Raw genomic sequence first — 26,332 nt, forward strand, 5'->3', positions numbered from 1 at the left:
CTAAGCCGGCGCCGCGTGTTCAGACGGATGGAATTCGGGCGTCCGGGGCACCACAACCAAAGATTGTGGTGCCCCCGCGTCCGGGAAGGAAAGCGATGTCAGCCCTCCGCACAGAGTCTTCGCAGGCGCTCCGCTCGGTGGTGGTCGGGACCGGATCGAGCCTGCCCGCGCGGGTGGTGACCAACGCCGCCCTGAGCGAGCGGGTCGAGACCTCGGACGAGTGGATCGTCCAGCGCACCGGCATCCGCCAGCGCCACATCGCCGATGCGAGCGAGACCACCTCGGTGCTGGGCACCCGGGCCGCCCAGGCGGCCCTCGACGATGCCGGCCTGACCGGCGCCGATATCGACCTCGTGATCTGCGCGACCTCGACCCCCGACCACACCTTCCCGGCCACCGCCACCCAGATCCAGGCGGCGCTCGGCATTCATCAGGGCGCGGCCTTCGACCTCCAGGCGGTCTGCGCCGGCTTCGTGTTCGCGGTCTCCACCGCCGACAAGTTCCTGACCACCGGCTCGGCCCGCCGGGCCCTGGTGATCGGCGCCGAGACGTTCTCGCGGATCCTCGACTGGGAGGACCGCACCACCTGCGTGCTGTTCGGCGACGGCGCCGGGGCGGTGGTGCTGGAGGCGCGGGCGGATGCCGGCGCGCGCGGCGTGCTCTGCGCCAGCCTGCGCTCGGACGGGCGGCACCGGGACAAGCTCTACGTCGATGGCGGCCCGGGCTCGACCGGCACCACCGGGCATCTGCGCATGGAAGGCCGCGAGGTGTTCCGGTTCGCGGTCGGGCAGGTCACCGACGTGATCGCCGACGCCTTCGCGCAGGCCGGACTCACCGCGGACGATCTCGACTGGTTCGTGCCGCACCAGGCCAACCGCCGGATCATCGAGGCCTCGGCCGACAAGCTCGGCATCGCCCGGGAAAAAATCGTGCTGACGGTGGACCGCCACGGCAACACCTCGGCCGCCTCGATTCCCCTGGCCCTCGACGTGGCCCGGCGGGACGGGCGCATCCAGCCCGGCGATCTGGTGATGATCGAGGCGATCGGCGGCGGCTTCAGCTGGGGCGCGGCGCTGATCCGCTGGTGACGGGCTGGACCGATTCCAGGCCTCCCCGCGGTTGACCGGGCGGCCAGCGCCGATTAGCGTGCCGGATCATAGGGATACACCTTCAGCTTGTTGTGCGGCGGCGTTCGTCGTGCCTGTGGGCTGCCGGAAGAGAAGAGCGGGCGAGGGGACACGGCATGGCAGGCAAGACGGTGACGCGCGCCGACTTGAGCGAGGCCGTCTACCACCAGGTGGGCCTGTCGCGGACCGAATCCGCCGCCCTGGTCGAGACCGTGCTGTCGGAGATCTGCGCCTGCCTGGCCGGGGGCGAGACGGTCAAGCTGTCCTCGTTCGGCTCCTTCGTGGTGCGCAGCAAGGGCAAGCGCGTCGGCCGCAACCCCAAGACCGGCGTCGAGGTGGCGATCGAGCCCCGCCAGGTGATGGTGTTCAAGCCGTCCAACGTCCTGAAGGCCAAGATCAACGGCCAGGCGATCAACGGGCTGGACAAGCACGACGAGGATGATTGAGCGGGCCGATCGAGGCTCCTTTCCACCGAAGTGACGCGCTCTCCCTCCCCCCTCTGCGGGGGAGGGTGGCCCGCGAAGCGGGTCGGGAGAGGGGAGCAACGGTGCAGGATGTGGCTCCGGTCCGCACATCTGCTCTGCCTCTTCCGGACGCCGGGTTCCCCTCTCCCGACCCGGCCTGACGGCCGGCCCACCCTCCCCCGCAGAGCGGGACGGAACGCGCGGATCGGGCTGGTGTCCCGCTAAGACGACAAACGAGCCCCCGTAAGGCTTGAGCCCGGCCGCGCGGGCCGGCAAGATCGTCCCGTCCCAGCCATTGTAAGACAGCCATGCCCCCAGCCCTCGCCGCCGATAGGACGCTCGAACCGATCGGGGAGAAGAGCGCCGGCGCGTTCCGGACGATCAGCGAGGTCGCCGACGAGCTCGACGTGCCCCAGCACGTCCTGCGGTTCTGGGAGACCCGATTCGGCCAGATCCGCCCGGTGAAGCGGGCGGGCGGGCGGCGCTATTACCGGCCCCAGGATGTCGAGCTGGTCGCCGGCATCCGGCAGCTCCTCTACGTGCAGCGCTACACCATCGCGGGCGCCCAGCGGGTGCTCAAGGAGAACGGCATCCGCTTCGTCCAGGCCGTGGGCCGCGGCGAGGCCAAGGCCGCCGAGCCCCTGGTCCAGGAGGTCGAGGGCGGCCCCGAATCGGCGCTCCGGGCCGACACCCCCGACCGGGCGGCGCTGATGGGCGTGCTGGACGATCTGCGCGCCTGCCGGGCCCTGCTCGACGCCCTGCGCAGGCCCTACGACCGGGACGTGTGACCGCCGGCGCTCCTTCGCGCACTGCGCGTGGAGTGCGTTAAGCACGCAACTTGCGGAATCAGCGAACTTTCCGGCCGGAGACCGCGTTGACGCCCGCATGGCCGCGCCCAAACCCAAGCTGTCACCCAGCCAGGAACTGATGGCCCGCCTCATGCGGATCGTCCGCTCCTGCCCGGATGCCGCCTCCGAAGTCCTCGAGCTGATGTTCCTCGTCAGTCAGATCGAGGCCGCCACCAATGTCGACCGGGAATACCGGGACGCCAAGCGGGTGATCAGCCGCCTGCGCAATCCCCTCTGGGACATGGCGCCCCCCGACCGGGAGAAGCTGCTCACCGCCGCCGAGACGATCCGCCGGGTCTGCCGCCTGCCCGAGGACCAGATTCCGCCGGTGCCGATCGCCGACGCCGGGGAGCGCGCCCGGGTCGAGGCCCGGCTCGCCGCCGCTCTCGCGGGTGAGTTCGACGCCGCCCAGATCGCCCGGGTAACCGGCGTGGTTGCGGCCGTGCTGCAGGATTAGGATCGGTTCCGGAAAAGATTCGGCGCAACGCCTCTGTCTGGGACGGGACATCGCTCCCAAAACCCTCGACGGCCGTGCCCGGCGTCCCCACATGCGGGTCAACCGATGAAAGGGGCGCCCGGGCATGAGCCCGAAATCCGGCCCCGGATCGGTACCGGAGAGACGCCGCATGACCGCCCTTCGTCCGCTCGCCGCGCTGCTCGCAGGGGGCCTGATCCTTGCGGGACCGGCCCAGGTTCCGGCCTTTGCCCAGACCACGGTGACGCGCTCCAAGACGGTCGCCCCCGGCAAGACCGTGCGGCTGGAGATCGCCCCGAATCTCAAGAAGGATTGCAGCCCCGGCCCGATGCCGGAGTTCAAAGTTTCTGGCGCGCCCAAGAACGGCGCGGTGATCACCAAGGTCGGCAAGGTGAAGACGCCGGCGAGCTATCGCTGCCCCAACAAGGAAGCCGCCGTCCAGGCGCTATTCTACCAGCCCAACACTGGCTTCACCGGTGCCGACGAGGTGACCTTCGAAGTCCGAAGCGCCGACGGCCAAGTCCAGACCCAGACCATCAAGATCACCGTCGGGGCGGCCGGATCAAAATCCGGGGACGATGCCAAGAAAGAAGGCACGGATCTCTAAGCAGAGGCAGGAAACCCTGGCGCGTGCATAGTTTTTCATCCTAAATTGCGCGTACGGAGGAGACTGAAATCAACGTTGAACCTCGTCAAGGCCCTGTTTTCGCCAGACGAGTGTTGCAAGCAATCGACAGGCTGGCGGCACGTTCGCCGCGCTGCGACAAAAGCGGGCCTGTCGGTTGCATCCGAGCCGAGACAGGATGAAGCTGTCAGGGTCTGAGAGGGTTATCGAATGCCCATGCATGCGACGAACGACCTTTTCCAGAGCTTCGCCCGAGGGTACGAGGCCCGCCGCGATACGGAGATGACACTCTCCGAGTATCTCGAAGCCTGTCGGGACGAGCCGCTGATGTATGCCTCGGCCGCCGAGCGCATCCTGGCGGCCATCGGCGAGCCGGAATTCGTGGACACCGCCAAGGATTCCCGCCTCGGCCGGATCTTCATGAACCGGACGATCCGGACCTATCCGGCCTTCCGCGAGTTCTACGGCATGGAGGAGACGATCGAGCGGATCGTCTCGTTCTTCCGCCACGCCGCGCAGGGCTTGGAGGAGCGCAAGCAGATCCTCTACCTGCTGGGCCCGGTGGGCGGCGGCAAGTCGTCCTTGGCCGAGCGCCTGAAGGCGCTGATGGAGGTCCACCCGATCTACGTCCTCAAGGCCGGGGACGAGGTCTCGCCGGTGTTCGAGAGCCCGCTCGGGCTGTTCGATCCGGACACGATGGGCGAGGAGATCCAGAAGCGTTACGGCGTGCCGCGTCGGCGGCTCACCGGCCTGATGAGCCCCTGGGCACTTAAGCGCCTGGACGAGTTCAACGGCGACATCTCGCGCTTCAAGGTGATCAAGGTGCGGCCCTCGCGGCTGCGGCAGATCGCCATCGCCAAGACCGAGCCGGGCGACGAGAACAACCAGGACATCTCCTCGCTGGTCGGCAAGGTCGATATCCGCCGGCTCGAGACCCTGTCGCAGGCGGATCCCGACGCCTACTCCTACTCGGGCGGCCTCAACCGGGCGAACCAGGGCGTTCTCGAATTCGTCGAGATGTTCAAGGCGCCGATCAAGATGCTCCACCCCCTGCTCACCGCGACGCAGGAGGGCAACTATGTCGGCACCGAAAATATCGGCGCGATCCCGTTCACCGGCGTGATCCTGGCCCACTCGAACGAATCCGAGTGGCAGACCTTCAAGACCAACAAGAACAACGAGGCCTTCATCGATCGCATCTACGTGATCAAGGTCCCGTACTGCCTCCGGGTGACGGAGGAGCAGCACATCTACGAGAAGCTGATCTCCGGCTCGGAGCTCTCGGACGCGGCCTGCGCCCCCGGCACCCTGGAGATGCTGGCCCGGTTTTCGGTGCTGTCGCGGCTCCGCGAGCACGCCAATTCCAACGTCTTCTCGAAGATGCGGGTCTATGACGGCGAATCGCTCCGCGAGGTCGATCCGCGCGCCCGCTCGATGCAGGAATACAAGGACACGGCTGGCGTCGACGAGGGCATGGACGGGATCTCCACCCGCTTCGCCTTCAAGGTGCTGGCGGCGACTTTCAACCACGACACCACCGAGGTCTCGGCCGACCCGGTGCACCTGATGTACGTGCTGGAGCAGTCGCTGCGCCGGGAGCAGCTGCCGCCGGAGACCGAGAAGAAGTACCTGGAATTCATCAAGACCGAGCTGGCCCCGCGCTACGCGGAGTTCATCGGCCACGAGATCCAGAAGGCCTATCTCGAATCGTACCACGATTACGGCCAGAACCTGTTCGACCGCTACATCGACTACGCCGATGCGTGGATCGAGGATCAGGACTTCAAGGATGCCGAGACCGGCCAGCTGCTGAACCGGGAGCTCCTCAACCAAGAGCTCACGAAGATCGAGAAGCCCGCGGGGATCGCCAACCCGAAGGACTTCCGCAACGAGGTGGTCAAGTTCGCCCTACGGTCGCGGGCGCAGCATGGCGGCCGCAACCCGAGCTGGACCAGCTACGAGAAGCTGCGCGAGGTGATCGAGCGGCGCATGTTCAGCCAGGTCGAGGAATTGCTGCCGGTCATCTCCTTCGGCTCCAAGAAGGACGGCGACACCGAGAAGAAGCACGGCGAGTTCGTCGAGCGCATGGTCGCCCGGGGCTACACCGAGCGGCAGGTCCGCCGTCTGGTGGAATGGTACATGCGGGTGAAGCAGGCCGGCTGAGGGACGAAGAGCCCGCCCGGGCCAAACCCGGGCGGCCAAGTTTCGACCCTCCGCCGCCATAGTTTCGGACGACCGGCCGGCGAGGCTCGCAAGCATGATGTGGGAAAAGGGAAAACCGCTTTTCCGAACACATCATCTGGGAGCGGCGCGTTAGACCAGACTGTGCGAAAGAGGGAAGCCTCTTTTCGAAGGCAGCATGGTATAACGGGAGGCTAGAACCGGCCGGAGCACGCGGGACGAGGGTTTTCGCAGCGGATGCACATCGTCGACCGACGCCTGAACCCGGGAGGCAAGAGCCTCCCCAACCGGCAGCGCTTCCTGCGGCGCGTGAAGGATGTCGCCCAGCGCGCGGTGCGGGAATCCGCCCGCGAGAAGGACATCAAGGATCTCGGCAAGGACGGCCGGGTGACCGTGCCCGCCGACGGCGTGCGGGAGCCCCGGTTCTCCCGCCAGCCCGGCACCGGCCTGCAGGACCACATCCTGCCCGGCAACAAGACCTACGTGGAAGGCGACCTGATCGAGCGGCCCCCGGGCGGCGGCGGGGGGCGTGGCTCCGGCGAGGGCGGAGAGGGCGGCGAGAACAGCGAGGACGCGTTCCGCTTCGTGCTCACCCGCGAGGAGTTTCTGGAGCTGTTCCTGGAGGATCTGGAGCTTCCGGATCTGGCCAAGCGGCGGCTTGCCGTCGTCGAGACCGAGGGGATGCGCCGGGCCGGCTACACGGTCACCGGCTCGCCGGCCAACCTCGCGCTGACGCGCACCCTGCGCAATTCGATGTCCCGGCGGATCGCCCTCAAGCGTCCGAAGCCCGAGGAGGTCGCGGCGTTGGAGGCGCAGCTCGCCGAGATGCGTGAATCGGATCCGGGCCGGCCGGACCTGGAGCAGTCGCTGCTACGCTTGCGCGAGCGCGCCAAGCGCATCCCCTATGTCGATCCGATCGACCTGCGCTTCCGCCGGTTCGAACCCTATCCGCGGCCGATCGCCCAGGCGGTGATGTTCTGCCTGATGGACGTGTCCGGCTCGATGACCGAGCACATGAAGGACCTCGCCAAGCGGTTCTACATCCTGCTGCACATCTTCCTGACCCGCCGCTACCGGCACGTGGAGATCGTGTTCATCCGCCACACCGACCGGGCTACTGAGGTGGACGAGGAGACCTTCTTCGGCTCCCGGGAGACCGGCGGCACGCTGGTGTCATCGGCGCTGGTGGAGATGAAGCGGGTCATCGCCGAGCGCTACGACCCCAACGACTGGAACATCTACGCCGCCCAGGCCTCGGATGGCGACAACGTCTCCTCCGACGGCCCGACCTCGACGGAGCTGCTGCGGTCGCACATCCTGCCGGCCTGCCAGCACTTCGCCTATCTGGAGGTCGGCGACGAGAACGGCCCCCGGGCCGGGTTCGTGGAGCACCGCACCACCCTGTGGCGGACCTACGAGGCCATCGCCAAGGCCGGCGGCCCGATCGCCATGCGCAAGGTCAACCACCGCCGGGAGATCTACCCGGTCTTCCGCGAGCTGTTCGGCCGCAAGGACGCCCGGGCCGAGGCGGAGGCGTGAGGTGGGACGCGCGGGCATGACCCTGATCGGTCCGCCCAGACCGCGACGCACCCCCTCTCCCGTGCGGGAGAGGGCTGGGGTGAGGGATCAGGTCCATCCGGAAAGAGCACGCCCCTCACCCTGTCCCTCTCCCGCACGGGAGAGGGGACCCGCGCTCCACCTAAATGCGGGTGGACCCGGTCGCCTCCGCGAGGGGAGAGACCACCCGTCCCGCGCCGGTGCGGGGCAGGGTTCGAAGACACGGGAGGCCGCATGACTCGCGTCAAGGCACGGACGCCCCAGACCATCTCCGGCGGCCAAAAGCCTCTGTTCACCGGCAACGACTGGGATTTCGACACGATCCGGCGCATCCACGACGCCTGCGAGGCCATTGCCGGGCCGGAACTGGGGCTGTCCTGGTACCCGAACCAGATCGAGATCATCACGGCCGAGCAGATGCTCGACGCCTACGCGTCGATCGGCATGCCGCTGTTCTACAAGCACTGGTCCTTCGGCAAGCATTTCGCCCAGCACGAGGCCGGCTACCGGCGCGGCCTGATGGGGCTCGCCTACGAGATCGTCATCAACTCGGACCCGTGCATCTCCTACGTGATGGAGGAGAACACGGCGACGATGCAGACGCTCGTCATCGCGCACGCCGCCTTCGGCCATAACCACTTCTTCAAGAACAATTATCTGTTCCGGCAATGGACCGATGCCGAGGGCATCCTCGATTATCTGGACTTCGCCAAGGGCTTCATCGCCCGCTGCGAGGAGCGCTACGGCCACCAGGCGGTGGAGCAGGTGCTGGACGCCGCCCATGCGCTCATGAGCCAGGGCGTCCACCGCTACCCGCGCAAGAAGCGGCCGGACCTCGCCTCCGAGCAGCGCCGAGAGCGCGAGCGGATCGAGCATGGCGAGCAGATCTACAACGACCTGTGGCGGACCCTGCCGCAGAAGACCGGCGCGGTGCGTCCGGACCTGGCCGCGGAACGGCGCAAGGCCCTGCTCGAACTGCCCCAGGAGAATATCCTCTACTTCCTGGAGAAGGTCGCGCCCCGGCTGCGCCCCTGGCAGCGCGAGATCCTGCGCATCGTCCGGCTGGTGGCGCAGTATTTCTACCCGCAGCGCCAGACCAAGGTGATGAACGAGGGCTGCGCGACCTACTGCCACTACCGGATCATGAATTCGCTCTCCGAGAAGGGCCAGATCACCGAGGCCGCCTATCTCGAATTCCTGCAATCGCACACCAACGTCATCCGGCAGCCGAACTACGACGACCGCAGCTACGGCGGCCACAACCCCTACGCGATCGGCTTCGCGATGATGCAGGACATCGCCCGGATCGTGGAGCAGCCGACCGCCGAGGACCGCGAATGGTTCCCGGACATTGCCGGCGCCGGCGATTCGATGGCGGTGCTGCGCGATTGCTGGGAGAACTATCGCGACGAGAGCTTCATCCAGCAGTTCCTGTCGCCGAAGCTGATGCGCGACCTACGCCTGTTCCACGTGGTCGACGACCCCGACGAGGCGGAACTGCGCGTCGAAGCGATCCACGACGAGCGCGGCTACCGCAAGATGCGCCGCTCCTTCGCCCGCCAGTACGACGTCGCCTGGCTCGATCCGGATATCGAGGTGGTGGACGTGGATCTCGAAGGCGATCGCCGCCTGATCCTGCACCACAAGGCGATCAACAAGATCACCCTGCAGAAGGACGACGCCAAGCGCGTGCTCCAGCACCTCGCCGACCTCTGGGGCTACGACGTGGTGCTCAAGGAAGTCGAGCCGGCCACCGGCACGGTGCTGGGCGAGATCAGCGCCAGCGCGCGGCCCATCTTTTTCTGAGGGTTTGTCCAGGGGCGTCTTCCCACCCGTCCCCTCAGGATGAGGTGGTGGATGGGATCAGCCGCGGATTGCCCCATCCCCCCAACCCATGCTGCAAACAGGCATGAGCGCCCCGATTCTCACCCTCGCCGAAACCAAAGACTTCCTCGACCGGGAATTCCCGCAGATGCAGGCCGGCGGGCGGGCGTTTCATCTGGAGGCGGTGGGGCCGCTCTCGGCGCGGATGCGGATGGAGGGGCAGGAGCGGTTCCTGCGGCCCGGGGGCACGGTGTCGGGGCCGGCCATGATGGCGCTGGCGGATTACGTGCTCTACGCCGCGATCCTGGCCCAGATCGGCCCGGTCGCTCTGGCGGTGACCACGAGTCTGACCTTCAACTTCCTGCGCAAGCCCACCCCGGGCGACCTGCTGGCGGAATGCCGCCTGCTCAAGCTCGGGCGGCGCCTGGCGGTGGGGGAGGTGGGGATCACCGCCCCGGGCAGCGACGATCTCGTCTGCCACGCCACCGGCACCTACGCGATCCCATCCGAACGCAGTTAGGCGCCCGGCCGTGCCTCGGTGAGCCGGGCGGCGTAGCGGGCGATCAGGTCGACCTCGAGGTTCAGCCCGTCGCCGACGCGCCGCTCGCCCCAGGTGGTGACCTGGAGGGTGTGGGGGATCAGCAGCACCGAGAAGACGTCGCCCTCGACAGAATTCACCGTGAGGGAGGTGCCGTCGAGGCAGACCGAGCCCTTCTCGGCGATGAAGCGCGACAGGCCTGCGGGGGCGCGCAGCGTGAAGCGATCGCTCGGCCCCCAGGCGCCGGCCGTGACGCTCTCGCGCTCCAAAATCTCGGCGACGCCGTCGACATGGCCGGTGACGAGGTGGCCGCCGAGCTCGTCGCCGATCTTCAGGGACCGCTCCAGGTTAATGCGCGCCCCCGCCACCCAGCGGCCCACCGTGGTCCGCGCCAGGGTCTCGGCGGCGGCGTCGACCGCGAAGACGCAGCCGCCCTCGGCCGGCTCCACCGAGACCGCCGTCAGGCATGGGCCCGAGCAGGCGATCGAGGCGCCCAGCGCGATTGTGGCCGGGTCGTAGGAGGCGCGGATCGTGATCCGGCGCAGGTCGCCCTCGCCCGCGATCGAGACGATGGTGCCGACATCGCTGACGAGACCGGTGAACATCTCTAAAAAACCTTCTCGTAGGTGGCGGCCTCGTCAGGGCCGAGCAGAAGCCGCTCGGCCAGCCTGAATCGTTCGCTCGCCAAAGCCCCGGTCAAATCCGGGCCGAGCGCCTTCAGGCCGCCCGCGGCCCCGAGCTCCGCCGGCCCGGTGACCAGCGTGCAGGCCTCGATCAGATCGGCCCGCGCGAAGGCATCGGCAAGGCGGGGGCCGCCCTCGCTGCACAGCCGCGTCAAACCGCGCTCCCCGAGATGGGCGAGCGCGGTCGGCAGGTCGACGCGGCCGGCGACATCCGCCGGCAGGATGGCGATCTCGACGCCCAAGGCTTCCAGGGCTCGGCGGGCATGGGCCGGGGCGGAGCGGGTGGTGAGGACCAGAGTGGCGGTGTCCCGGGCGGTCCGGGCGAGCACGCTGGCCGGCGAGAGCATCAGGTGCGAATCGAGCACGATCCGCAGGGGCGAGCGGGCGGCGAGGCCCGGCAGCCGGACGGTCAGGGACGGGTCGTCCGCCCGGGCGGTCCCGATGCCGATCAGGATCGCGTCGGCATGCGCCCGCCAGAGATGCACCGCGCCGTCGGCCACCGGGCCGGTGATCCGCAGGCGCTCCGGGCCGGCGCTCGCGCAGAAGCCGTCGCGGGTGCGGGCGAGCTTGAGGTGGATGGCCGGCCTTCCGCGGGTCACCCGGGTGATGTGGCCGATATGGTCGCGGGCCGCCGCTTCCCCCATCAGGCCGGTCTCGACGATGACGCCGCCGGCCCGCAGGAGGGCGTGGCCGCGCCCGGCCACCCGCGAGTCGGGATCCTCGATGGCGCTGACCACCCGGGCGATGCCGGCGGCCAGGATCGCGTCGGTGCAGGGCGGCGTGCGGCCGTGATGGGAGCACGGCTCCAGGGTGACGTAGAGGGTCGCGCCTCGGGCCGCCGCCCCGGCCTCGGCGAGCGCCAGGGGCTCCCCGTGCGGACGGCCCCCCGGAGCCGTCGCCCCGGCCCCGAGGATCCGGCCGGTGCCGGGCTCGACCACGACAGCGCCCACGGAGGGGTTCGGCCAAGTGGTGCCGAGCCCGCGCCGCCCGAGCGCCAGGGCGAGGCGCATGAAGCTGGCATCGTCGCTCATGGGCGGACGGCCCGGCGGCGGGGGGATGCCTCGGGCCCCGGCTCCTCGGGGTCGGGGGGCGAGTCGGCCTCGGCCCCGACGGCCAGCAGGCCGTCGCCCAGGGTGCCGAGCAGGTCCTCGAAATCCTTGGCCTCGCGAAAGTTCTTGTAGACCGAGGCGAAGCGCACATAGGCGACGTCGTCGAGACCCTTCAGCCCGGCCATCACCAGCTCACCGATCGCCTCGGAGGTCACCTCCGGCTCGCCGGCGCTTTCGAGTTGCCGGGTGATGCCGCTCACCAGCCGCTCGATCCGCTCCGGGTCGACGGCGCGCTTGCGCAGGGCCACGTCGATCGAGCGCTGGAGCTTGTCCCGGTCGAAGGGCACGCGCTTGCCCGAGCGCTTGAGCACAACGACCTCGCGCAGCTGCACCCGCTCGAAGGTGGTGAAGCGGCCGGCGCAATCCGGGCAGACCCGGCGGCGGCGGATCGCGGCGCCATCCTCGGAGGGCCGCGAATCCTTCACCTGCGTCTCGGAGCCGCCGCAATAGGGACACCGCATGGGATCTGTACTCGACGCATGGAAACGGCCGCGGACCGGTCTGGTCCGCGGCCGTTTCCTAGACTACGTGCCGGCGGGCCGGAAGGCCGCCGGGCACAGGCTTCAGCCGTAGATCGGGAACCGGTCGGTCAGCGCGTGGACGCGGCTCTTCACCGAGGCCTCGACCTCCGGATCGCCGGCCTCGCCCTTGGCCACCATGCCGTCCAGCACCTCGACGATGAAGCCGCCGATCTGCTTGAACTCGGCGACGCCGAAGCCCCGCGAGGTGCCGGCCGGGGTGCCCAGGCGGATGCCCGAGGTGATGGTCGGCTTCTGGGTGTCGAAGGGCACGCCGTTCTTGTTGCAGGTGATGTCGGCTCGCGACAGGGCGGCCTCGGCAGCCTTGCCGGTGAGGCCCTTCCGCTGCAGGTCGACCAGCATCAGGTGGTTGTCGGTGCCGCCCGAGGTGATGTCGTAGCCGCCGGAGATCAGGGTGTCGGCGAGCGCCTTGGCGTTCTCCACCACCTGGCGGGCGTAGATCTTGAACTCGGGCTTGAGCGCCTCACCGAAGGCCACGGCCTTGCCGGCGATGACGTGCATCAGCGGGCCGCCCTGGAGGCCGGGGAAGATCGCCGAGTTGAATTTTTTGGCGAGCGCCTCGTCGTTGGTAAGGATCATGCCGCCGCGCGGGCCGCGGAGCGTCTTGTGGGTCGTGGTGGTGACCACGTGGGCGTGCGGGAACGGCGACGGATGCACGCCGGCCGCGATCAGCCCGGCGAAGTGGGCGGCGTCGACCATGAAGTAGGCGCCGACGGAATCGGCGATCTCACGGAACTTGGCGAAGTCCCAGTGACGCGGGTAGCCCGAGCCGCCGGCGATGATCACCTTCGGCTTGTGCTCCTCGGCGAGCGCGGCAACCTGCTCCATGTCGATGCGCTGGTCATCCCGGCGCACCGTGTAGGAGACCGGCTTGAACCACTTGCCCGAGACGTTGGGCGGGGCGCCGTGGGTGAGGTGGCCGCCGGCCGCGAGGTCGAGGCCCAAAAAGGTGTCGCCGGGCTGCATCAGGGCCAGGAACACGCCCTGGTTGGCCTGGGAGCCGGAATTCGGCTGCACGTTGGCGAAGCCGCAATCGAACAGGCGCTTGGCGCGCTCGATGGCGAGATTCTCGGCGATGTCGACGAACTGGCAGCCACCGTAGTAGCGCCGGCCCGGATAGCCTTCCGCGTACTTGTTGGTCAGCACAGAACCCTGCGCCTCCAGCACCGCGCGGGAAACGATGTTCTCCGAGGCGATCAGCTCGATCTCGTGCTGCTGGCGGCCGAGTTCCTTCGACACCGCCTCGGCGATCTCGGGATCGGCCTCGGTCAGCGGGGCGGCGAAGAAGCTGTTCGAGAAGTGCTTGTCGGCGGCGGTACCGGCGCTCATGGTCTGCCTCTGTTCTGGTAGGGGCGGGGCCCGGCCTTTCGTCGGCGTGCACGGGCGGGCATTCGAGCGGGATTCCTACACGGGCCGGCCCGCGCCGCCAAGCACAGGCATTTTGGACGCGCGCAAAGAATTATTTGCCGCAGGGTGCGCATCGCGGCGCCGGGTTGAGGCCGGGGCCGTAAGCTTCGCGTAACGAGATGCGTTCGTCCAGGCGTCGAATAAATAAGAATCGGACGCCATAGGAGCGGACTTGGACAAGCAAGCCAAAACCGTAGAATGCGAATCAAAATTTCGGATCGGATCTTGATATGCCCGCATAAGTTAAATATTTCGTCTCAGGATGGCGGGCAACATAAGAGATAATATTTACTTCAGATCATATTTGCGTCGAGTTTATAGCGCATGACTATGGAAGCCTACGTCTTGTGCGCGCGATCTATTTCCAGCACTTCGGAATGGCAGTCCGCGATCGATGCGATTGGATTCGATTTGAAACTTGAAGCGGATCGGATCCCGCCTACCGTATCCGGTCATCTCCCGGCCACCTGGCAGGGACGTGAGGCAGGCTTCGAGTGCTCGGTCATTCCGTTTTCGGACTTGGCGGAGACCTACCCCCAAACCGATTTCGGGGGACCATGGGCCTGCGCGTACGCCTTCTATTTCGCGACGTTCCCGGCCTGCGCGGGGACCTGGATCGCGATTGCCGCCGCCTTAAGGCTGTCGACGGGCGTCGCCTTCGACCCGCAAGAGGACAAGCTGCTGACCGCCGAGGCCGCAATCCGCTACGCTCATGAGGCAGTGGCCAGCATCGCAAGGCTCGAAGCGCAGTTCGGCAGAAACACGTCCCTCTGAGTCCGGATCGGGCACATGTCGCCCGCGTTCAGGAGACGAAATTCGTCTCCACCAGCACGGTGTCGGTCTCGAACGCGGCGGCATGCCATGTCCCGGCGGGGAAATGGAACACACTGCCGGCGGAGAATGGCTTGCGGCCCTGCTCGGTCTCGAGGAACCCGGAGCCGGAGATCACCTGCACGAACTGCTCGTGCGCGTGGCTGTGGCGCTCCGCCGAGACACCCGCCGGGACCACGACCCGCACGAGGCTCGCGCCGGCGCCCGGGATCGTCCGCTTGGCGACGCCGTTGCCGGCAACACTCTCTTCGCTTGCGTCCCAGGCGGTCAGGTGGTCGGTCATCGGGCTGTCTCCTTCACCGCAGGAGATGCCTCCGGGCCGCGCCGGGTCAACGGCCCTGGCAACCCGGATCGTGCGTCAACCGGTCCCGCCCTCGGGCGCGCGGCCACGCCGGGGCTTTGGCGGGCTCGGCTGAGGCTTCGGCGCTGCCGGATCCCCGGGCTTCTCCGAGGACGGCCAAAACGTCTCGAACAGTTCCTGCATCGCCCGGATGTTGTTGCCCTGCACCTCGGCCCCGGTGCGCAGCATCTGCTCGATCATGGCGGAGCCCGCCTCGCCGGCCTTCTCCCCCGCGGATTTCGGGGCGGGTTTCGGCGGTGGGGGCGGGGCCGCGGGGGGCATGAACGCCTTGGCCATCTCGCCCCAGACCGGGCCGAACGGGAACGGCACGGGGGGCGGGGGCGCCTGTACTGGCTCGGCTTGCGGCTGGTTGAGCATGACGTGGACGATGCTCGCCACCACGGCGCCTGCCATCATCGGCAGCATCTGGCGCAGCACCTGGGCGCCGACGCCGCTGGTGGCCGAGGCCTGGCGCAGCACCGCCTGCATCAGCTGGGCCGAGCCGAACATCTGGGTGAGGGCTTCGAGCCCCTGAGGCGCGGCGGTGCGGGCGACATCGGGCATGCCGAACATCCGGGCGAAGCCGTTCGGGTCCAGGCCGGCGCCGCGCTGGAGCCCGAGGGTCAGGGCCGGCATCAGCGCCTCGAAGGCGCGGGCGGTCTGCTCGGGGGTCAGGCCGAATTGCTGGGCCATCGCCTGGATCCCGGCCTCGCCCTGGGCTTGGAACATCTCGAGCGGGTTGAACATGACGCCTCGTCCCTATCCCGGTCGAACCGGCCGGGACGGGGCATCGTGACCGGTTGCGCGGCGAAATACCAGTTCCCGCCGGAGGATCTTGTGCTCAGTCCGGTCCGGACCGGGAGACGGACGGTATTGCGGGCCGCGCCCGCCTCAGCTCACCGGCCCGGGATGGGGCTGGCCGACGGGCAGGGGCACCGCCCGCTGCGGCGCCGCCTGCGCGACCTCCGGCTCCGGCACGCGCCGGCCCTTCGCCTCCAGCCGGTCGACGGTGCGGCGGGCGAGCAGGAGGCCGGCGATCCCGAAGACCAGGGAGCCGAGGCCCATGCCGGCGACCACGCCGCGCGGCCCGTAGAGGGCGGCGCCGAGCATCGCGGGCGGCACGGTGCCGAGCGTCGCCCGGCCCCAGTTCAGCAGGGTCGAGCGGATCGGGAAGCCGAGATTGTTGAACGCGGCATTGCCGAGGAACAGCAGCCCGTTGAAGAACCAGATCGCCCCGCCGGCAAGGCAGAAGAAGCCGAACAGGTCGCGCGCCACCCCGTGCAGCCCGAACAGGGAGGCCAGGGGCTCGCGGGCGAGGGCCAGGACGATCCAGACCAGCACCGTATAGGCCAGGGTCACCCGGACCGCTTCGTGCAGGACCCCGCGCATCCGGTCGAACCGACCCGCGCCCCAGTTCTGCGCCAGGATCGGGCCGATCGCCCCCGACAGGGCGAACAGCCCCCCGAAGGCTACCGGCGTCAGCCGGTCGATCACCGCGGCGGCGGCCACCGCATCGGCCCCGTAGCCAGCAAAGAGCCGCGCCAGGAACGCGCTCGCCACCGAGGGCGCGAGGTTCGTCAGCACCGCCGGCCCGGCGACCGCCGCCAGGATCGGCGCGTCGGCGACCACATCGGCCACCCGGGGCAGGGCCAGCAGCCCGTGCTGCATCACGCCGCGCAGGCCAACCGCCACGAAGGTCGCCCGCGCCACGCAGATCGCGATCGCCGCGCCTTCGACGCCGAGGCCGGCGCCGAAGATCAGCAGCGGATCGAGGAACGCGGTGACGATGGCGCCGGCCAGCGTCACCATCATGGCCTGCCGCGCCGCGCCGACCGCGCGCAGCAGGCCGGTGAACAGCATGCCGGCGGCGAGCAGGAGGTTCGACGGCAGGGTGATGTCCAGGAACAGCTGCGCCACCCGCAGCGTCTCGCCGCTGGCGCCGATCAGGCGCAGCAACCGGTCGGACAGGACGAAGATCAGCAGCGCGATGAGCGCGGCGGCGAGGCTCCCGAGCGCCAGCGCCGAGCTAGACAGGCGCCGGGCCTTGTCCCGGTCGCCCGCGCCCAGGGCCTTCCCGACCAGGGCGCCGGCCGCGATCATCAGGCCGATATTCACTGCGGTGGCGAAGAACTGCACGATCGCGGCGAAGCCGATCGCCGCGGTGAGCTTCGGATCGCCGAGCTTCGAGACGTAGAACAGCGACAGCAGGTCGACCACGAAGATCGCCATCAGCCCCACCGAGCCGGTGGCGGCCATCACGACCACGTGCCGGAGGATCGAGCCGGTGACGAACCGGCCCGCCTGGGCCGGGGGCAGGGTGTCAGGCATCGGGGCGGTCACGCATCCCGGGCGGTGCCTTCCGATTCCAGCTCGGGCTCCGGATCGACCTCGCTCTCGGCCTCGGCCGCATCGGGCTCCTGCGGGGCGAGGGCGGGCTTGTCCAGAAGCCGCTCGGCCGCCTCGCGCCGGTCGTTGCCGATCAGGTCGCGGGTCTCGGTGCTCAAGGCGCGGGCCGGCCGGACCGGCTCGGTCAGCGGCTCAGGCTTCAGGCCCGCCGCAGCGCCGCGCATCCAGCCGGCACCCTCCGGCAGGGCGCCCGCCTGCTGCAGCACCAAACGGGCGATGTCGCGCTTGCGCACGTCGTCGGCCCGGGCCGCGGCCACCTCCGGCGACAGGCCGAGCCCCTCCAGGGCCGCGCGCCCGAAGGCGAGGGCCGATTCCGCGGTCTCGCGGATCTGGAAATCGACGTCCCGGTTCATCAGCTCGACGGCGTGCAGGCGGTCATAGGCGCGCACGAAGGTGCGGACGTTGGAGAACTCCTCGTGCACGATGTCGACAATCTTGAGCGCCCCGGCGCGGTCGTCCACGCAGATGCAGACCAGCTCGACCCGGCCGATCCCGGCGGCGCGAAGCACGTCGAGCCGGGTGCCGTCGCCGTAATAGATCCGGAAGCCGAAGCGCGAGGCCGCGCGCAGCTGCTCCACGTCCTTGTCGATCACCGTCACCGGAATCCCCTCGGCCAGCAGCACCTGGGTCAGCACCTGCCCGAACCGGCCGAAGCCGATCACCAGCACCCGGGCCTCGCCGCTCTCGGCGAGTTCCGCGGAGGGCTCCGACACGTCGACCTGCTCCCGGGCGGTGCGGCGCTCGATCAGCTTGTCGAGGCCCTTGGCGGCGATCGGCCCGATCAGCATGGTGAGCGCCGCCAGCGCCACCGCGAAGCGCGTCGCCGTGGGCCCGGTGAGCCCGAGCTCCTCCGCCTGCGGCAGCAGCACGAAGGCGAACTCGCCCGCCGGCGCCAGCACGGCCGCGCCGCGCAAGGCCCCGAGGGTATCGGAGCCGAACAGCCGGAACAGGCCGGCGACCAGCGCGACCTTGAGCAGGATCGCCCCGAGCGTCGCCCCGAACAAAGCCGGCCAGACCTCCCGCACGAGGCCGCCGTCGATCGACATGCCGACGCTCATGAAGAACAGGCCGAGCAGCATGCCGCGGAACGGCTCGATCTCGGCCTCGAGCTGGTGGCGGAAGTTCGATTCGGCGAGCAGGATGCCGGCCAGGAACGCGCCCATCGCCATCGACAGGCCGACCTGCTCCATCAGCAGCGCGGTGCCGAGCACCACCAGGAGCGCCGCCGCGGTCATGACCTCGCGGGCGCCGCTGGCCGCGAGCAGGCGGAAGAACGGGTTGAGGCCGTAGCGGCCGACCAGCACCACGGTGAGGATCGCCGCCACCGCCTTGCCGGTGGAGATCGCCGCCGTCCCGAGCCAGGGGCCGCCGGTCTCGTCGCCCGCCGAGGCCAGCAGCGGCATCAGCGCCAGGATGCCGACCACCGACAGGTCCTGGAACAGCAGCACCGCGAAGGCCCGGCCCCCGTAGGCGCTGCCGAGATCGCCCCGCTCCTCCAGGAGCTGCAAGGCCACCGCGGTGGCCGACAGGGCAAGCGCGATCCCGATCACCGAGGCCGCCCCGAAGCTGAGGCCGGCGGCCAGCCCGACGCCCCCCAGGACCAGCGCGCAGGCGACGAGCTGCGCCGCGCCGAGGCCGAAAATGTCCCGCCGCATCGAGACGAGCTGCGACAGGTGCAATTCCAGCCCGACGATGAACAGCAGCAGCACCACGCCGATCTCGGCGACGCTCGCGGCGGTGTCGGGCTCAGCGATCAGCGACAGGCCGGACGGGCCGATCAGCACCCCGGCCACGAGGTAGCCCAGCACGGCGCTCTGGCCGATCAGCCGGAACACCGGCACGCCGATCACCGCCGCCGCCAGAAAGGTCAGGACCGGCGGCAGGAAGCTCGCATGTTCGACGGGGCTCGCCATGCAGATCTTCTCGGTGGATATCTTCGGATTCGTCGGCGCAGGCTCCGGCTTAGCGCGGGCCGCGCCGCGATGCGAGATGCGCGGGCGTGCCGTTCGGCACAAGCGGGCGCCGGGGCCTGAGAAGATTCGATGCTCCGACGGTCTCATATCCGCGGGGGTGACACGGGAATTGACACTCGCCCCGATGCGCTCGAGACTATGGCATCGATGACATATGTCGGATATGGCATATAAGAGGCGAGCCATTGAGCCGTGGCAGTCGCGATCTCCTATTTCGATGAGAAACTCGTCTATCCGGACGGCGCGATCCTCCAGATGCGCATATGGCAAGTGCCGCAACCGGTACGGGGCTCAACGCACGAATTCAAATATTCGCTGTTCTACGGACGACCCGGTCTTCGGATCCTGGCCTACGACAACGAAGCCGGAAAAGGCGATCACGTCCATCGCCTCAACAATGAGACGGCTTACGCGTTCGTATCCGTCGAACGGCTCGTGGCCGACTTTCTGGCCGAAGTCTCTCTCCTACGCGGAGGTGCATTGTGATGGATCACATCAAAGTCGTTATCGGCGGCTCGGCCGAGGATATGGGTCACCGCTTCATCGAGCGCTGGAAGCAGGCGGAAGCCGGCGATCTGACACCGGCGGAACCCGTCCTGATCTTCAAGGATCTCAAGACTTTCAAGAACGTCATCTCGGACCAGCGCGTGGCTCTGCTGGAAGCGTTGTTCAAGTCCGGCAGTGCGCGGTCGATCCGTGCGCTGGCGAAGACCCTGGATCGGGATTATCGCCGGGTCCACGACGATGTCCGGGTCCTGATCGATGCAGGCTTGATCAGGCAGGAGGATATGACGCTCTGGCCGGCCGTGAGGGAAGTCCGGCTCTCCCTCAGCTTCGCGTCGGAGGACAGCGGCGATCGCCGGGCCTCGTGACGCATCGAAGCTTCCGAGGCACGCCTTCGGCCGCCCGCAGCGCTTGCCGGATCACCCCAGCAGCCGCGACCGAGCCCGGCGCGAGCCGTCGATGAACTCGAAGCCGCCGGCCGCGCTCAGCATGTGCAGGCGCGAGCCGGGCCAGGCCGCCCCGGGGCCGAGGCGGGTCTCGACCCGCTGCTCGTAGCCCTCCGCGTCGAGCCGCAGGATCCGGGCGAGGCCGAGCGCCGCGCCGTAGCCCCGGCGGCAATCCTGCACGGGGCGGATCAGGGCGCCGTCGCGGACAACGATCGGCCCGGCCGCCCGGGCCGAGCCGACATCGATCAGGACGGGGTTGCGCGGGTGCGGCGTCCAGGGGCCGCGGAAATGCGGCGCGTGCCAGAGGTGGAGGGTGTCGGAATAGCTGCCCCCGCCGGCCCGGACCGTGGCGAACATCCACCAGCCCCCATCGTGGCGCAGCAGCGTGGCATCGCCTGCCACCACGTGATCGACCAGCACCGCCTCGTGCACCCAGCCCCCCGGAAAGGCGGTCGCCCGATAGAGGTCGATCGTGCCCGAGGCGTGGGATTCCGGGATCATCCAGACGGCGCCGTCCGCCTCGAACACGAACGGGTAGGAGAGGTGGGTGTCGAGCTCCAGCACCGGCTCGGGCCGGCCGCGCGGCCCGGTTTCGTCGAAGCCGAGGGCCGAGATCACGCCCTTGCCGCGGCGATAGTCGAATTCCTCGACGAACAGGGTCACGGACCCGCCATGCGCGATGGCGAAGGGGTCGGCGTAGAAGCGGCGCCCGTCATCGGGCAGGTCGGTCCAGCCGCCCTCGGGATGGCGGCGCAGGTCGATCAGGTCGGGGCCGACGACCCGCCGCCAGCCGACCCGCCATTGCGGGCTGTGGAAGCACAGCGCGTAGAGCCGGCGGGCGATCTGCCGGGCCAGCCCGCTCACGGCGCGCCGGCTGACGCCGAGGCCGCCGAGGTCGAAGCGCGATCCCGGTTGCAGCGGCGCCTCGGACCCGTCCGGGAGGCGCGGCGAGGCGCCGCCGTCGAGGGCGGCGGTGATCAGCGTGATGATCCGGGCGAGGTAATCCTCGAAGGCGACAAGCATCACCGTGTGGGATTCGGCGCCGAGGCGCCCGACCGCTACCGGGACGCCATCTAGGCCCCGCACGGCCGCCACCGGCGCGCGCCCGGCGAACAGGGCGGCGAGCAGGCCGGCCTCCCCCGGCATCCCGTCGAAATCGAGCCGCCAGACCGGGCGCGCCGTGTCGGCTTCGGCGTGTGCGCCGGAGAGATCGAGGATGAGGTCGGGCGCGTCCGCCGCGCTCTCCGTCCCGTAGGCGGCGAGCGCCACCGGCTCGGCCGCCGTGGCGAGGCCCGGCCGGGGCAGGCCGTGGATCGCCGCCTCCAGGCGGAACAGCAGCTCGGCATTGGGTGGCAGGCCGTGCGCGCCGGCGACCCATTCGACCCGCAGGCGCCGCTCCGGCCGCTGGCCGAGCTGGTCGAGGAGGCGGATATGCCAGCCGCGCAGGGTCCGGCGGTCGAGCCGCACGGTGATCTCCCGGGCCACCGGCGGCGGCGCGACCCTGCGGGGCTCCGGCCAGACCGGTCCGCGGCCGGTCCCGGCCACGGGGCGGTCCGCGCCGCCGATCGACCGCTCCATCAGGTGCACGATGCTGTCGGGTTGTGCGGGGGCCTCGTCCCGCAGGCCGACGAACCCCGTTTCCGACGAGGCTCTCATATGCGGCGGGGCGAATTCCTTAACGACGCTCACCGCGAACCCTGACGACGCCCGAAGACAACCATCGAGACGGTTATCACGTGCCCGAATGCTATCGCTCTGTGGCACGATCAAACAAGTCTGGTCGAGGGTTCACCATTTTGGGCGGTTAATTCGCATCGGATTCTGTTGAGAAGCGGAGTGATCTGTTTTTCACGCATCGCGATAACCCACCGTTACGGCGCCGTGATATCATGCCGCGCGCCGATCCCGGCCTCCCCCGGGAACTCCCCGATCGGCTTGGCGGTTCGCCCGTGAGATGTGATGCGGAGACACGACATGACACGCAAGATGATGCCGCTGGCCGCGTTGCTGCTCATCGGCCTTCCGAGCGCGGCCTTCGCCTGGGGTGGCGGCGGTGGCGGCGGTGGTGACAGCGGCAGCGGTCTCTCGCCCTACGCGGCGCTGAGCGGCAACGACCGCTCGGCCGGGGTCAACAACGGCAATTACCGGGATCCGGCCCTCGACCCCTATATCCGCGCCTACGATCCGGAAGCCGCGGCCCGCGCCGCCACGCCGCCGGCCGCCCAGCCGCGCCTGCGCATGCGGCCGTATTACGGTCACCCGTACTGAGGGACTTCGCGTCCGCCGGGTCCCGCGTCGGGGGAGCCGGCGGCCTCGTCAGGACCGTTCGTTTCCGGCCGGCCGGACCCGCTTGAGCGTCCAATGGCCGCCGGAGGGCTTGCAGCCGGTGCCGCGCACGAAGCGGCTGCGGCCGGGCCCGATCACCGAAGCCAGGAAATTGCGGCAGATCAGGTCGTCGGCGACGTAAGGCAGGCCGGTCGGGTTGACCGCGCCGTACAGGCCGGTTTCCGGGTTGTCCCACTTCACCGGACGGCCGTTGCCCTGCGGATCGAGGGCCACCGCCAGCGCCGCGCGGGCGCGCCGCCAATCCTCTTCCCCGAGATCGCTGCCGAAACTCGCCGGCCGCTTCTCGATGCTGCCGGTGACCACGGGCTCCTCGGCCACGGGGGGCGCTGCCGCGGGCTCGCCGCGGAAGACGAGCAGCGGCTGGCTGCAGCTGCACAGGGCCATCGCCAGCGACAGGGCTGCCATCGCCACAGGGACGCGCAACCGTCGGCTTGGCTCTTTACACGCGCATCGCCGCATTACACCTGACTCACGACGGGCTATCCGCTCGACCGAACATGCCGATGTCGGTGCCCCCTCAGGCCCTGGACGCGGCAGGCAGGAGTCTTGCCGTGGATCAGTTAAGGACCGATGACCCGAAGGCCCCGGCGGGGGACTTCACCCTCAGCGACGATCCGGTGGCGCTGTTTTCCGCCTGGATGCGCGACGCGGAGGCCGCCGAGCCGGAGGATCCGAACGCGATGGCTTTGGCCACCGCGGATGCGAACGGGCTGCCCGACGTGCGCATGGTCCTGCTGAAGGGCTTCGACGCGAAGGGCTTCGTGTTCTACACCAACATCCAGTCGGCCAAGGGCGAGGAGCTGGCCCAGAACCCGCAGGCCGCCCTGGTGCTGCACTGGAAGAGCCTGCGCCGGCAAATCCGCGCCCGGGGGCCGGTCTCGCCGGTGACGCCGGAAGAGGCCGACGCCTATTTCGAGAGCCGCCGCCGGGAGAGCCGCCTCGGCGCTATCGCCAGCCGGCAATCCCGCCCGCTCGTCGACCGCGCCACGCTGATGGCCGAGGTCGCGGACCTCGCCGCCCGCTACGAGGACGGCCCGATCCCCCGGCCGGAGCACTGGACCGGCTTCCGCATCACCCCGCTGACGCTGGAATTCTGGCAGAACGGCGATTACCGCCTGCACGACCGGGTCCGCTTCACCCGGGCCGGCGACGGCTGGAGCCGCGCGCGGCTCTATCCGTAGGACAGTTCTGGTTTCAAAAGGTCGAGACCTTTTGCGGGTGCAGGGCAGAGCCCTGCTGTCAGGCTTCGCCCGATACATCAGGGGCTCCGCCCCCGAACCCCGCCAAAGGGCTGAGCCCTTTGGGAACCCCTGAAATGAAGAGAGCCCCGGCGGGGCCGGGGCTCTCAGGCTTGATCGGTGACGTGCGATGAGGCTCAGGCCTCCTCGCCGTCCTTCTTCTCGCCGTCCTCGGAAGCCTCTTCGGCCTTCTCCTCGGCGGCCTCGGCCGACTGCGCCTCGGCGATCGCGGCCTCCTCGGCCTCGACCTCGGCGCCCAGCACGGTCGGCGGCACGATGTTGGCGACCGGATCGTGGGGCTCACCGGTATGCGTGCCGGCCGGGATCTTGATGTCGGAGACGTGGATCACGTCGCCGATCTGGCGGCCGGTCAGGTCGACCTCGATCGCGTCCGGGATCTGGTCCGGGGCGACGTCGAGGGTCAGGGTGTGGGCGACGATGTTGAGGGTGCCGCCGAGCTTCTTGATGCCGGGGGCCGCGTCCTCGTTGATGAAGTGCACCGGCACCTCGACGGTCACGGTCTGACCGGAGACGACGCGCAGGAAGTCGACATGCAGCGGCACGCCGCTGACCGGGTCGAGCTGGAAGTCGCGCGGGATCGCCCGGACGGTCTTGCCGCCGGCCTTGATCTCGAACAGCGTGGTCTTGAAGCCGCCGGCGTAGATCAGGGTGCGGGCGCGGACGAGGTCGATGGCGATGGATTGCGGCGGCTGGCCGCCTCCGTACACGACGGCGGGAACTTGACCCTGGCGACGAACGGCCCGGGCGGCCCCCTTGCCGACCCGGTCGCGTGCCACGGCCTCAAGCGTCTTGACTGCGCTCATGGCGTGATCCTTCACATGATGGTGGGACCCGGAAAACGAAAAAGCCGCCCGACGCGGACGGCTGTGACCTTCCCGGTGCGCCCCTGCCTCCAAGGGTGTCGGGGGGCGCGCCGTGCGCATACACGGATGGGGGCGGATTGGCAATGTTTGGGAGGGGCCGCGCTACGCGGTCGCCTCTCCCGCAAGGACATTTGCCATCACCCCGAAGGCCCGGAGGGATGGGAGCGATTCGCTCTCTGCCGTCGTGCTCAGAGTGACTCTGACGCTCTCCCCGCAGGCCAATCGATCGACCGCATCGTGCGCTTCGCGTAAGTCCAGGCTGAAGCTCACAAGCGCCCGCACGAGGCTGACCGGCTGCTCGATCTCACCCGGAGCCCACAGAACGAGATCGGCGGGGAGGCCGGAAGGGCTGCGGTCGCCGGACTCGTTTCGGTCCCGGTCCCGTCGTTCGAGTGCCTCCTTCAAGGACCATGGCATCGACTCAGGCTCCTGATCAGCCCATCGAAGTGTGATAAAGTCATACGCGTGTTCAGCAAAAACGCATAGGAAGCTTGGTCGATGCGCGCGAGCAAGCCCGTTACCGTAACCCTCGGCGAATTGCAGGAGGGTGTCGACGCCCGCATAAGATCCGGTCGTTATGCCAGTGTCAGTGAGGTGCTGCGGGCCGGTCTGCGAGCGCTCGACCGCGAAGAGGCGGCGCTGGATGCCGTCCTTCGACAGAAGGTGCAGGAGGCGCTGGACGACCCCCGGCCGGCGATTCCCGCCGATGAGGTCTTCGCCGAGTTGCGCGCCCACCACGCTGATCGGATGAAAGCTGCCAAACGTGGCGCGTAGCGTCCAATTTCATCCGCTGGCCCGTACGGATCTCCTGGAGATCTACGCCTACATCGAGAGCCGGTCCGGCCCGGAACGCGCCGGAGATTATATCGACCGGGTCGAGCAGCTCTGCAGGAGCTTGGCCGTTTTTCCCAACCGTACCAGGCCGCGCGACGACCTCATGCCGGGGCTGCGTACCGTGGCCCTGGAACGCCGAGTGCTGGTGGCCCTCATCGTGACCGACATGGCCGTGACAATCCTGCGGGTGCTCTACGCTGGCCGCGATCTGACGGCCGACGACATCCCCCAATAGATCCGATCCGAGGCCAAGACCTTCACGGCCGCAGCCCCGCCAGCGCCCGCCGGGCCCGGCGCCGTTGCAGCCACACGGTCAAACCGAGCGCCGTGCCGATCACCAGGGCGGAGAACGCCGTCGTGGTAGTGCCCAGCGCGTAGATCTCGGGCGTCGTCACCGTGGTGGTCAGGCCCTGGAGCTCCAGCGGCAGGGTGTTGCGGCCGCCGATCGCCTGGCTGGTGCGGGCAAGCTCGTCGAAGGACAGGGTGAAACCGAACAGGGCGACGCCGACCAGGGCCGGGGCCAGGATCGGCACCACCACGTGCCGCAGGGTCTGCGCTCCCGTGGCGCCGAGGTCGCGGGCGGCCTCCTCGTAGGCGGGGCTGAACCGGTTGAACACCGCGAACATGATCAGCAGGCCAAAGGGCAGCGTCCAGGTGAGATGCGCCCCCAGCGCCGACGTGAAGAGGCCCATGAAGGTGCCGTGATCCTGCAGAAATCCTAAGCCGGTGGCGTCGGCCAGCGCCTTGACCGCGTCGTCGAGGAGCCGGAATTCCAGCCCGATCCCGAGCGAGACCACGATCGAGGGCACGATCAGGCTCGACACCGCCAGGGCGAAGACCAGACCGGCCCCCCAGAACCCCTTGCGGAAGGCGAGGCCGGCATAGAACGCGAGGGTGACGGTGAGCGCCATCACCACGAGCCCGAGCATCAGCGAGCGCCGCAGCGCCGCCCAGATGTCGACGACGCCGACCCCCTCCCACAGCTTGGCGAACCAGTGGATCGAGACCCCGTTCATCGGGAAGGTCAGGCCGCCGGACGGGCCCTGGAAGCTCAGGGCTAGGATCGTCAGCGTCGGCCCGTACAGGAACAGGACGTAGAGGGAAAAAATCCCGGCGAGCCCGTAGAAGGCGAAGCCGCGCGGCCGGTCCATCC

28 protein-coding genes are annotated in these 26,332 nt (G+C 69.1%); 16 read left to right on the forward strand and 12 right to left on the reverse strand.

The features are described 5' to 3' along the window. Window positions 1-95: 95 nt before the first annotated feature. The 9 genes from BM228_RS18435 (at window position 96) to BM228_RS18475 (ending at window position 9,621) form a co-directional block, all read left to right on the forward strand. Complete coding sequence (locus BM228_RS18435; protein ID WP_092042891.1) at window positions 96-1,088, forward strand: beta-ketoacyl-ACP synthase III; 993 nt, start codon at window positions 96-98, stop codon at window positions 1,086-1,088. A 155-nt stretch (window positions 1,089-1,243) separates the two neighbouring features. Further along, a complete protein-coding gene (locus tag BM228_RS18440; RefSeq protein WP_092042893.1) occupies window positions 1,244-1,573 on the forward strand; it encodes an integration host factor subunit alpha in 330 nt (109 codons plus the stop codon). A 326-nt stretch (window positions 1,574-1,899) separates the two neighbouring features. After that, window positions 1,900-2,379, forward strand: a complete 480-nt coding sequence (locus tag BM228_RS18445; protein WP_092042894.1) for a MerR family transcriptional regulator — start codon at window positions 1,900-1,902, stop codon at window positions 2,377-2,379. 97 nt (window positions 2,380-2,476) lie between these two features. Then, window positions 2,477-2,896, forward strand: a complete 420-nt coding sequence (locus BM228_RS18450) for a hypothetical protein (RefSeq protein WP_092042896.1) — start codon at window positions 2,477-2,479, stop codon at window positions 2,894-2,896. Between the two features lie 169 nt (window positions 2,897-3,065). Then, the gene (locus BM228_RS18455; protein ID WP_092042897.1) at window positions 3,066-3,521 is read left to right on the forward strand and encodes an Ig-like domain-containing protein; all 456 of its coding nucleotides are present in this window, start codon (window positions 3,066-3,068) and stop codon (window positions 3,519-3,521) included. A gap of 228 nt (window positions 3,522-3,749) precedes the next feature. After that, window positions 3,750-5,702, forward strand: coding sequence for a PrkA family serine protein kinase (locus BM228_RS18460; protein ID WP_092042899.1), 1,953 nt, complete (start codon window positions 3,750-3,752; stop codon window positions 5,700-5,702). A 255-nt stretch (window positions 5,703-5,957) separates the two neighbouring features. After that, a complete protein-coding gene (locus BM228_RS18465; protein ID WP_092042900.1) occupies window positions 5,958-7,259 on the forward strand; it encodes a YeaH/YhbH family protein in 1,302 nt (433 codons plus the stop codon). 252 nt (window positions 7,260-7,511) lie between these two features. Continuing rightward, window positions 7,512-9,083: a SpoVR family protein gene (locus BM228_RS18470; RefSeq protein ID WP_092042902.1), complete on the forward strand. Its 1,572-nt coding sequence runs from the start codon at window positions 7,512-7,514 to the stop codon at window positions 9,081-9,083. A gap of 103 nt (window positions 9,084-9,186) precedes the next feature. Next, on the forward strand, window positions 9,187-9,621 hold the full coding sequence (locus tag BM228_RS18475) for a PaaI family thioesterase (RefSeq protein ID WP_092042904.1): 435 nt from the start codon (window positions 9,187-9,189) through the stop codon (window positions 9,619-9,621). Here BM228_RS18475 and BM228_RS18480 read toward each other — a convergent pair. The 4 genes from BM228_RS18480 to glyA all read right to left on the reverse strand — a co-directional run bounded on the left by BM228_RS18480 (window position 9,618) and on the right by glyA (window position 13,299). Further along, complete coding sequence (locus BM228_RS18480) at window positions 9,618-10,244, reverse strand: riboflavin synthase (RefSeq protein WP_092042906.1); 627 nt, start codon at window positions 10,242-10,244, stop codon at window positions 9,618-9,620. The genes BM228_RS18475 and BM228_RS18480 overlap by 4 nt on opposite strands. A gap of 2 nt (window positions 10,245-10,246) precedes the next feature. Beyond that, entirely contained in the window at window positions 10,247-11,353 is a 1,107-nt protein-coding gene (gene ribD, locus BM228_RS18485) for a bifunctional diaminohydroxyphosphoribosylaminopyrimidine deaminase/5-amino-6-(5-phosphoribosylamino)uracil reductase RibD (RefSeq protein ID WP_092042908.1), read from the reverse strand. Continuing rightward, window positions 11,350-11,892, reverse strand: a complete 543-nt coding sequence (nrdR, locus tag BM228_RS18490; protein WP_092042909.1) for a transcriptional regulator NrdR — start codon at window positions 11,890-11,892, stop codon at window positions 11,350-11,352. The genes ribD and nrdR overlap by 4 nt, the downstream gene beginning before the upstream one ends. Before the next feature lie 102 nt (window positions 11,893-11,994). Beyond that, on the reverse strand, window positions 11,995-13,299 hold the full coding sequence (gene glyA / locus BM228_RS18495; protein ID WP_092042911.1) for a serine hydroxymethyltransferase: 1,305 nt from the start codon (window positions 13,297-13,299) through the stop codon (window positions 11,995-11,997). A 402-nt stretch (window positions 13,300-13,701) separates the two neighbouring features. On the opposite strand from glyA, the gene BM228_RS18500 reads away from it, so the two are divergent. Then, entirely contained in the window at window positions 13,702-14,151 is a 450-nt protein-coding gene (locus tag BM228_RS18500; protein ID WP_092042912.1) for a hypothetical protein, read from the forward strand. A 28-nt stretch (window positions 14,152-14,179) separates the two neighbouring features. Here the strand turns inward: BM228_RS18500 and BM228_RS18505 are convergent, their stop codons facing one another. From BM228_RS18505 to BM228_RS18520, 4 genes are all read right to left on the reverse strand, one after another. Then, entirely contained in the window at window positions 14,180-14,491 is a 312-nt protein-coding gene (locus tag BM228_RS18505) for a cupin domain-containing protein (protein WP_092042914.1), read from the reverse strand. Between the two features lie 75 nt (window positions 14,492-14,566). After that, the gene (locus BM228_RS18510; protein ID WP_092042915.1) at window positions 14,567-15,295 is read right to left on the reverse strand and encodes a DUF937 domain-containing protein; all 729 of its coding nucleotides are present in this window, start codon (window positions 15,293-15,295) and stop codon (window positions 14,567-14,569) included. A 144-nt stretch (window positions 15,296-15,439) separates the two neighbouring features. Next, the gene (locus BM228_RS18515) at window positions 15,440-16,876 is read right to left on the reverse strand and encodes an MATE family efflux transporter (RefSeq protein ID WP_092042971.1); all 1,437 of its coding nucleotides are present in this window, start codon (window positions 16,874-16,876) and stop codon (window positions 15,440-15,442) included. A gap of 8 nt (window positions 16,877-16,884) precedes the next feature. After that, entirely contained in the window at window positions 16,885-18,867 is a 1,983-nt protein-coding gene (locus tag BM228_RS18520; RefSeq protein WP_092042917.1) for a monovalent cation:proton antiporter-2 (CPA2) family protein, read from the reverse strand. A gap of 252 nt (window positions 18,868-19,119) precedes the next feature. Here BM228_RS18520 and BM228_RS18525 point away from each other — a divergent pair, with 252 nt between their 5' ends. Together BM228_RS18525 and BM228_RS18530 are read left to right on the forward strand one after the other, a co-directional pair. Next, complete coding sequence (locus BM228_RS18525; RefSeq protein ID WP_092042918.1) at window positions 19,120-19,413, forward strand: toxin-antitoxin system TumE family protein; 294 nt, start codon at window positions 19,120-19,122, stop codon at window positions 19,411-19,413. Next, a complete protein-coding gene (locus BM228_RS18530; RefSeq protein WP_092042920.1) occupies window positions 19,413-19,799 on the forward strand; it encodes an HVO_A0114 family putative DNA-binding protein in 387 nt (128 codons plus the stop codon). Before BM228_RS18525 ends, BM228_RS18530 begins: the two co-directional genes overlap by 1 nt. 51 nt (window positions 19,800-19,850) lie before the next feature. Here the strand turns inward: BM228_RS18530 and BM228_RS18535 are convergent, their stop codons facing one another. Then, window positions 19,851-21,455, reverse strand: coding sequence for a glucosamine inositolphosphorylceramide transferase family protein (locus BM228_RS18535; protein WP_092042972.1), 1,605 nt, complete (start codon window positions 21,453-21,455; stop codon window positions 19,851-19,853). A 396-nt stretch (window positions 21,456-21,851) separates the two neighbouring features. Here BM228_RS18535 and BM228_RS18540 point away from each other — a divergent pair, with 396 nt between their 5' ends. After that, on the forward strand, window positions 21,852-22,145 hold the full coding sequence (locus tag BM228_RS18540; RefSeq protein ID WP_092042922.1) for a hypothetical protein: 294 nt from the start codon (window positions 21,852-21,854) through the stop codon (window positions 22,143-22,145). Between the two features lie 48 nt (window positions 22,146-22,193). Here BM228_RS18540 and BM228_RS18545 read toward each other — a convergent pair whose 3' ends face one another. After that, window positions 22,194-22,682 carry an RT0821/Lpp0805 family surface protein gene (locus BM228_RS18545; protein ID WP_425284964.1) on the reverse strand — a complete coding sequence of 163 codons (489 nt, stop codon included), beginning with the start codon at window positions 22,680-22,682 and terminating at the stop codon, window positions 22,194-22,196. 92 nt (window positions 22,683-22,774) lie between these two features. Here BM228_RS18545 and pdxH point away from each other — a divergent pair, with 92 nt between their 5' ends. Then, window positions 22,775-23,404 carry a pyridoxamine 5'-phosphate oxidase gene (gene pdxH, locus BM228_RS18550; RefSeq protein ID WP_244537202.1) on the forward strand — a complete coding sequence of 210 codons (630 nt, stop codon included), beginning with the start codon at window positions 22,775-22,777 and terminating at the stop codon, window positions 23,402-23,404. A 194-nt stretch (window positions 23,405-23,598) separates the two neighbouring features. On the opposite strand, the gene BM228_RS18555 is transcribed toward pdxH, so the two are convergent. Continuing rightward, window positions 23,599-24,285: a 50S ribosomal protein L25/general stress protein Ctc gene (locus tag BM228_RS18555; RefSeq protein ID WP_092042926.1), complete on the reverse strand. Its 687-nt coding sequence runs from the start codon at window positions 24,283-24,285 to the stop codon at window positions 23,599-23,601. Window positions 24,286-24,843: 558 nt separating this feature from the next. On the opposite strand from BM228_RS18555, the gene BM228_RS18565 reads away from it, so the two are divergent. Both BM228_RS18565 and BM228_RS18570 read left to right on the forward strand, forming a co-directional pair. Then, window positions 24,844-25,119, forward strand: coding sequence for a type II toxin-antitoxin system ParD family antitoxin (locus BM228_RS18565; RefSeq protein ID WP_092042930.1), 276 nt, complete (start codon window positions 24,844-24,846; stop codon window positions 25,117-25,119). Continuing rightward, window positions 25,109-25,414, forward strand: coding sequence for a type II toxin-antitoxin system RelE/ParE family toxin (locus tag BM228_RS18570; protein ID WP_092042931.1), 306 nt, complete (start codon window positions 25,109-25,111; stop codon window positions 25,412-25,414). The genes BM228_RS18565 and BM228_RS18570 overlap by 11 nt, the downstream gene beginning before the upstream one ends. Before the next feature lie 22 nt (window positions 25,415-25,436). Here BM228_RS18570 and BM228_RS18575 read toward each other — a convergent pair whose 3' ends face one another. Further along, a complete protein-coding gene (locus BM228_RS18575; protein ID WP_092042933.1) occupies window positions 25,437-26,330 on the reverse strand; it encodes an ABC transporter permease in 894 nt (297 codons plus the stop codon). Window positions 26,331-26,332: the final 2 nt, after the last annotated feature.

Source organism: Methylobacterium pseudosasicola (assembly GCF_900114535.1).
In the GTDB taxonomy this organism is placed as follows: Bacteria; Pseudomonadota; Alphaproteobacteria; order Rhizobiales; family Beijerinckiaceae; genus Methylobacterium; species Methylobacterium pseudosasicola.